Here is a 3,086-nt window from a genome sequence, read left to right as displayed (position 1 = left end):
GATGCTGCGCGGGTCTTCGAGCACGGCGACCCTGTCCCGCAGAAAGGTCAGGATGCGTTTTGCGATTTGCGGATCGAGTTTGCGGAGCTGTCTGGCGGCGCTGTCGGAAAGTTCAACGCGCCAGGCCATACTCATCCAGCAGTTCGCTTAACGGTATGCTGGCCTCCGTGCCGGCTCGAACACGGTCGCGAACCTCTGCTGACAGGTGAGCATCCTCCAGGTCGTCGATATGTTCGACAATGGCTTCGGTGGCGTAGAAGGTCTTTGAACGCCCTGTCAGCGTCGAGAGCGCTGCGAGACGCGCTTCAACCTGGGCGGGCAGTCTGAGTGACATTGGCATAACGACATCGATAGCAAAGCGATACGTGTATCGCAAGATGGTCCAAAGGTTCGGATCTGCGTAGCCGCCCGGGACGGCGCGAACCTGGCGTGGATCGGTCCAAGCCTTGCCCCGCCTGCGCGCTTACCCCTAAACAGGGCTGGCATGAGCGTCACCCTGAAGCTTGCCACGTCGCTGGACGGTCGCATCGCCACGGCGGCGGGTGAAAGCCGCTGGATCACGGGCGAGGCGTCACGTGAGCAGGTGCATCGCCTGCGGGCCGCTCACCAGGCGGTGCTGGTCGGGATCGAGACGGCATTGGCCGACGATCCCGAGTTGACGGTGCGGCTGCCGGGCTATGAGGGACATCAGCCGGCTCGCGTGGTGCTGGACACGCGCCAGCGGCTTGAACCCGGAAGCCGGCTCGCGAAGACCGCACGGGACATTCCGACCTATGTGGTGGCGACCGGTGCGGCCGCGCCCCGGTTGTCGGACGTCGGCGTTCGGGTATTGACCGTACCGGCCGGTCCGGACGGTCGGCCGGACCTTGCGGCCGTCGTTCAACGCCTGGCGGCAGAGGGGCTTTCGGACCTGTTCGTCGAGGGCGGCGGGCAGGTGGCGGGTAGTTTTCTGCGGGCCGGGTTGGTGGACAAGCTGGAGTGGTTCCGGGCGCCGATCCTGCTGGGCGGGGAGGGAAGACCGGCCATCGGCGAGCTTGGCGTTGCAGCACTGGCCGCGGCGCCCCATTTCCGACGGGTGGAGGTTCAGGCGCTGGGCGACGACCTCTGGGAACGCTACGCGAGGGGCTGAATGTTTACCGGGATTGTCACAGACGTCGGGCGCGTGCGCAGCGTTCAGGAAACCAACCGGGATCTGCGGTTTGAAATCGAGACTGCCTTCGACACCGCGACGATCGATATCGGGGCCTCGGTCAGTCACGCCGGCTGCTGCCTGACCGTTGTGGACAAGGGGCCGGGCTGGTTCGCGGTGGAGGTCTCGGGCGAAACCCTGTCGATGACCACCCTGTCGGACTGGGCCGAGGGCCGCCCGGTCAATCTGGAGCGCGCCGCGCGGGTGGGCGACGAACTGGGCGGGCATATCGTGTCGGGCCATGTGGACGGCGTGGGCGAGGTGCTGTCCATCGAGAGCGAGGGCGGATCGCATCGGGTGAAGATCCGTGTTCCGAAGCCGCTACACAGACACATCGCGCCTAAGGGTTCGATCACCGTCGAGGGCGTTTCGCTGACGGTGAACGAGGTGGAAGACGATGTTTTCGGCGTCAATCTGATCCCGCATACCTGGGATGTGACATCTCTGGGCGGCCTGAAGGTGGGCGCCCGCGTCAATCTCGAGATCGATATGCTGGCGCGCTATCTCGCCCGCTGGAGAGAAACAGCCTAAGGAGCGGCCTCAAACCGCCGAGGCGAGCCACATGACCGAAGAGCCCATCCGTATCCTGATCGTGGAAGCCCGCTTCTATGAAGACCTGGCTGACGCCCTGTTGGAGGGCGCGACGCAGGCGCTTGAGGCGTTTGGGGCGGAGTATGATGTGGTGACCGTGCCGGGCGCGCTGGAGATTCCGGGCGCCATCGCCATTGCAGAGGAGAGCGGTCATCGCCCTGTGGGCAAGCTGTACGACGGCTATGTGGCGCTGGGCACGGTGATCCGGGGCGAGACCTATCACTTCGAGATCGTGTCGAACGAGTCGGCCCGCGGGATCATGGACCTGACGACGGGCAGACGCGTCTGCATCGGCAACGGGATCCTGACCACCGAGGACGAGGACCAGGCCTGGGCCCGGGCCCGGGTGAGCGAGGGCGACAAGGGCGGCGGCGCGGCGCGGGCGGCGTTGAGCATGATCGCCCTGAAGCAGCAGCTGTACGGCGCGGCGCGATGAGCGCGCGACAGTCCCGGTCGGTGGCCCGTCTGGCCGCCGTGCAGGCGCTCTATCAGATGGAGGTGTCGTCTATCGGCGTGGAGCATGTGATCCGCGAGTTCACCGAGCATCGGTTTGACCGGGACGCCGACGGAATCGATCTGGCGGCGGCGGACGAGGGCTTCTTTGCCGAGCTGGTGCGCGGAGTTGTGGCTGAACAGACGCGCGTGGATGCGGCCATCGTCAAGCGGCTGGCCGAGGGCTGGCGGCTGGAGCGGCTGGACGCCACGGTGCGCGCGATCCTGCGGGCCGGGGCGTTTGAGCTGGCCAACCGTCCGGATGTGCCCACCGAGGTGGCCATCGACGAATATGTCGACGTGGCCAAGAGCTTCTTCGAGGGAACAGAGCCGGGCTTTGTGAACGGCGCACTGGATGGGGTGGCCCGGGATGTCCGGCCGGCCTGACGGCGCGCTCGATGAGTTCGGGGAGATCGGTCGGCTGTTCCGGCCGCTGACGCGCGGTGCGCCCGGCGCGCTCGGCCTGCTGGACGATGCGGCCCTGGTCGCGTCCCGATCCGGGCATGAACTGGTCATCACCAAGGACGCTATCGTCGAGGGGGTCCATTTCCTGAGTGGCGAGGATCCGGCCCTGGTCGGGCGGCGGCTGGCGCAGGTGAACCTGTCGGACCTGGCGGCCAAGGGCGCGGAGCCTTTTGCGGTGTTTCTGGCGATCGCCTGGCCGCCCGCCTACGGCGCGGCTGAGCGTGAGGCGTTTGCCCGGGGCCTTGGCGAAGACCTGCGCGAGGCGGGGGTCAGCCTGCTGGGGGGCGATACGGTGGGAACACCCGGGCCGCTGACGGCCAGCCTGACCGCGATGGGCTGGGTTCCCGAG

5 protein-coding genes and 1 pseudogene are annotated in these 3,086 nt (G+C 67.0%); 5 read left to right on the top strand and 1 reads right to left on the bottom strand.

The window, feature by feature from the left end; translation table 11 throughout:
- Positions 1-112: 112 nt before the first annotated feature.
- Entirely contained in the window at positions 113-334 is a 222-nt protein-coding gene (locus ACIQ3B_RS18475) for a TraY domain-containing protein (RefSeq protein WP_397405197.1), read from the bottom strand.
- A 150-nt stretch (positions 335-484) separates the two neighbouring features.
- Between ACIQ3B_RS18475 and ACIQ3B_RS18470 the strand changes: the two genes are divergently transcribed.
- The 5 genes and pseudogenes from ACIQ3B_RS18470 to ACIQ3B_RS18450 form a co-directional block, all read left to right on the top strand.
- Positions 485-1,129, top strand: a complete 645-nt coding sequence (locus ACIQ3B_RS18470) for a RibD family protein (protein ID WP_397405196.1) — start codon at positions 485-487, stop codon at positions 1,127-1,129.
- The gene (locus ACIQ3B_RS18465; RefSeq protein ID WP_397405195.1) at positions 1,130-1,720 is read left to right on the top strand and encodes a riboflavin synthase; all 591 of its coding nucleotides are present in this window, start codon (positions 1,130-1,132) and stop codon (positions 1,718-1,720) included.
- A 31-nt stretch (positions 1,721-1,751) separates the two neighbouring features.
- Complete coding sequence (gene ribH, locus ACIQ3B_RS18460) at positions 1,752-2,216, top strand: 6,7-dimethyl-8-ribityllumazine synthase (protein WP_397405194.1); 465 nt, start codon at positions 1,752-1,754, stop codon at positions 2,214-2,216.
- Positions 2,213-2,659, top strand: a complete 447-nt coding sequence (gene nusB / locus ACIQ3B_RS18455) for a transcription antitermination factor NusB (RefSeq protein WP_397405025.1) — start codon at positions 2,213-2,215, stop codon at positions 2,657-2,659. The genes ribH and nusB overlap by 4 nt, the downstream gene beginning before the upstream one ends.
- 13 nt (positions 2,660-2,672) lie before the next feature.
- Positions 2,673-3,086: pseudogene (locus ACIQ3B_RS18450) on the top strand (AIR synthase related protein); the annotation flags it as partial.

The sequence above is a fragment of the Phenylobacterium sp. genome (assembly GCF_044358365.1).
Classification (GTDB): Bacteria; Pseudomonadota; Alphaproteobacteria; order Caulobacterales; family Caulobacteraceae; genus Phenylobacterium.
Note: the sequence above shows the minus strand (reverse complement) of the source record. Positions and strands in the feature narration are given on the sequence as shown.